The organism is Pseudolysinimonas sp. (assembly GCF_031389465.1).
In the GTDB taxonomy this organism is placed as follows: Bacteria; Actinomycetota; Actinomycetes; order Actinomycetales; family Microbacteriaceae; genus Pseudolysinimonas_A.
In genome coordinates, this window is record NZ_JANMSQ010000262.1 from 1 (window position 1) to 3,706 (window position 3,706).

3 protein-coding genes are annotated in these 3,706 nt (G+C 71.3%); 2 read left to right on the forward strand and 1 reads right to left on the reverse strand.

The features are described from left to right. Positions 1–30 precede the first annotated feature (30 nt). Together RMO30_RS10500 and RMO30_RS10505 are read left to right on the forward strand one after the other, a co-directional pair. Entirely contained in the window at positions 31–960 is a 930-nt protein-coding gene (locus RMO30_RS10500) for an AAA family ATPase (protein ID WP_397427925.1), read from the forward strand. Between the two features lie 14 nt (positions 961–974). Then, complete coding sequence (locus RMO30_RS10505; RefSeq protein WP_309713033.1) at positions 975–2,288, forward strand: DUF58 domain-containing protein; 1,314 nt, start codon at positions 975–977, stop codon at positions 2,286–2,288. 17 nt (positions 2,289–2,305) lie between these two features. On the opposite strand, the gene RMO30_RS10510 is transcribed toward RMO30_RS10505, so the two are convergent. Next, on the reverse strand, positions 2,306–3,706 hold a 1,401-nt coding region (locus tag RMO30_RS10510), incomplete at its 5' end, for a peroxidase family protein (RefSeq protein ID WP_309713035.1).

Consider the following 3,706-nt stretch of genomic DNA (forward strand, 5'->3'; position numbering starts at 1 on the left):
ACCGACACCACGGATTCCCTCCGTACCTCGCTGGCCGCTGTCCGCACGGAGGTCGGCAAGGCCGTCGTCGGTCAGGACGGCGCCGTCACGGGGCTCATCATCGCGCTGCTCGCGGGCGGCCACGTGTTGCTGGAAGGCGTACCGGGCGTCGCGAAGACCCTGCTCGTGCGTTCGCTCAGCGCGGCGATGCGGCTCAACACGAAGCGCATCCAATTCACACCCGACCTCATGCCGGGTGACATCACCGGGTCGGCGGTCTACGACCCCAAGTCGGGCGAGTTCGAGTTTCGGGAGGGGCCGGTGTTCACCAACATCCTGCTCGCCGACGAGATCAACCGCACGCCCCCGAAGACGCAGGCCGCGTTGCTCGAGGCAATGGAGGAGCGCCAGGTCTCGGCCGATGGCGTGACGCGCAAACTGCCGGCACCGTTCCTGGTCGCGGCGACGATGAACCCCATCGAGTACGAGGGCACGTACACGCTCCCCGAAGCCCAACTCGACCGGTTCCTGCTCAAGCTGGTGCTCGACCTGCCCGAGCGTGACGTCGAACTCGAGGTACTGCGGCGCCACGCGAGTGGCTTCAACCCGCGCGATCTGGCCGGCGCGGGACTGACGCCGGTACTCGACGCGGCCACCCTCGCGAAAGCGCAGGCGGATGTCGCGACGGTGACGGTGAGTCCGGATGTTCTCGGCTACGCGGTCGACTTGGCTCGCGGCACCCGGCAGAGCCCGTCGGTGAAACTCGGGGTCTCGCCCCGCGGCACGACGGCCCTTCTCGCCGCCGCGCGGGCGTGGGCGTGGCTCTCCGGGTCGAGCGGCGTGACGCCCGACCACATCCAGACGATGGCTGTGCCGGTCATGTGCCACCGCATCCAACTGCGCACCGAAGCCGAACTCGAGGGCGTCGCCCCCGACACCGTGCTGCGTTCGGTCATTCAGCAGGTGCAGGTGCCCATTTGAGCGGCGGCTGAGTCGTGGCGATCTCGGGGTGGTTCGTGCTGCTCGTCGCCTCGGGTGCGGTACCGGTCGTGCTGCTCGGCGGCGTTCCGGGACTCGTCTTGTGGGGCGTCGTGCTCGCGATCGTCATCACCATCGATCTCGTCCTCGCCGGATCGCCGCGTGCGCTCGAGTTCGCCCGCGACCTGCCCCGACGGCTGCGGCTCGGTGAGAGTGGCCTGGCCCGGCTCGCGGTCGCCAACGCCGGGCGGCGCGCGGTGCACGGCACGATCCGGGATGCCTGGGAACCGTCGGCGGGAGCACACCCGACTCGGCAGCGGCTCACGGTCGCGGCGGGAGAAGCGGTCGCGCTGACGACGACGCTCCAACCCGTGCGGCGAGGGGAACGGCGCGCCGCCCACGTGACGGTGCGGTCATTCGGTCCGTTGCGGATGGTCGCCCGACAGGCGACGATCCCGGTGCCCGGGAGCGTGCGGGTGCTGCCGCCGTTCACCTCGCGCAAACACCTGCCGTCGCGGCTCGCCCGCCTGCGGGAACTGGACGGTCGCACGTCAGTCATGGTGCGTGGCCAGGGCACCGAGTTCGACTCCCTGCGCGAATACGTGCGCGGCGACGATGTCCGGTCGCTCGACTGGCGCGCCACCGCCCGGCGCCGCGACCCGGCAGGCGGCGGCATGAAACTCGTCGTGCGCACCTGGCGCCCGGAGCGCGACCGCCGCGTCGTCATCGTCATCGACTCGTCGCGCACCTCGGCAGCGCGCATCGCCGACGAGCCGCGCCTCGACACCGCGTTCGAGGCATCCCTCCTGCTTGCCGCGCTCGCCACCCGCGCGGGCGACCGCATCGACCTGCTCGTTCACGATCGGGTCGTGCGCGGCCGGGTGCAGGGTGCCACGGGCGCCGACCTGCTGGCGAAGATGGTCGACGTGCTCGCCCCGATCGAACCGGAGCTGCTCGAAGGCGACTGGCACGCCATCCCGGAACTCGTGCGCGGCGTCACCACACAAAGGGCCCTCGTCGTCATCCTGACCTCCATCGACACCCCCGGCGGCTCCCGGCCACTGCTCGCCATGCTGCCGACCCTCACCCGCCGTCACACCGTCGTCATCGCGGCCGTCACCGACCCCGACGTCGTCGCAGCCACCCGGGAGCGCGGCGGGTCGGACGAGGTGTACCGCGCGGCCTCCGCCGAGCGCGCCCTGCTCGACGTCGCCCGCGTCGCCGCCGCGATCGGGCAGGTCGGCGCCGAGGTGGTCACCGCCCCGCCCGCCGACCTTCCGCCCGCCCTCGCCGACCGCTATCTCGCGCTCAAGGCCGCCGGCCGCCTCTGACTCAGGGGATGTCGGGCTCAGGTCAGGTCGAACCTGTCGAGCTCCATGACCTTGACCCAGGCTGCGACGAAGTCGTCAACGAACTTCGAGGTCGCGTCGTCGCTCGCGTAGACCTCGGCGAGGGCGCGCAACTCAGAGTTCGAGCCGAACACCAGGTCGTTGCGCGTCCCGATCCAGGTGCGGCCGTCGGCGGTGATGCCGCGGAAGGCGTGCGATCCGGGGTCGAGCGGGACCCACTCGGTGCCGAGCTCGAGCAGGTTCACGAAGAACGCGTTGTCGAGGACACCGGGGGTGGCGGTGAATACGCCGTGGTTCGAGCCGTCCCAGTTCGCGCCGATGACCCGCAGGCCGCCGACGAGCACGGTGAGCTCGGGGGCGCTCAGGGTGAGCAGGTTGGCGCGGTCGAGCAGCAGGTATTCGGCCGGCATCCGATAGCCCTTGCCCGCGTAGTTGCGGAAGCCATCGACGAGCGGCTCGAGTGGCTCGAACGACGGCACGTCGGTCTGATCCTGCGAGGCGTCGGTGCGACCCGGGGTGAACGGCACCGAGATCTCCCGCCCGGCTGCCCGGGCCGCCTCTTCGACGCCGACGCCGCCGGCGAGCACGATGAGGTCGGCGAGCGAGACCCGCACGGCACCGGTCTGCGCCTGGTTGAACGCCGCCTGGATGCTCTCGAGCGCGGTCAGCACGGTCGCCAGCTGGGCGGGGTTGTTGACCGCCCAGTCCTTCTGCGGTTCGAGCCGGATGCGCGCGCCGTTGGCCCCACCGCGCTTGTCGCCGCCGCGGAAGGTCGAGGCCGAAGCCCACGCGGTCGCGACGAGCTGCGCGGTGGTGAGTCCGGACTCGCGGATGCGGGCCGTCAACTCGGCGACGTCGGCCACCGAGACGAGCTCATGGTCGACGGCGGGCAGCGGGTCCTGCCAGCTGAGCACCTCGGACGGAACCTCGGGGCCGAGGTAGCGCGCGATCGGGCCCATGTCGCGGTGGGTCAGCTTGAACCAGGCGCGCGCGAAGGCGTCGGAGAGGGCATCCTGGTCGTCCGCGAAGCGCCGCGAGATCGCGTCGTACGCGGGGTCAACGCGCAGGGCAAGATCGCTCGTGAGCATGCGCGGCTCGCGGTGGCCGTCCGAGTGCGCGAGCGGCACCAGCCCGGCACCGCCGCCGTTCACCGGTCGCCACTGGTGAGCGCCCGCGGGACTCTCCATGAGGTCCCACTCGTACGCGTACAGAATCTCGAAGAACTCGTTGTCCCACAGGGTCGGGTGGTAGGTCCAGGTGACCTCGAGGCCCGAGGTGATCGCGTCGTCGCCCGTGCCGGTGCCGTGGCTGCTCGTCCAGCCGAAGCCCTGTTGTTCCATGGTCGCAGCCTCCGGGTCGGCGCCGACGGCATCGGCCGGACCGGCACCGTGGGTCTTTCC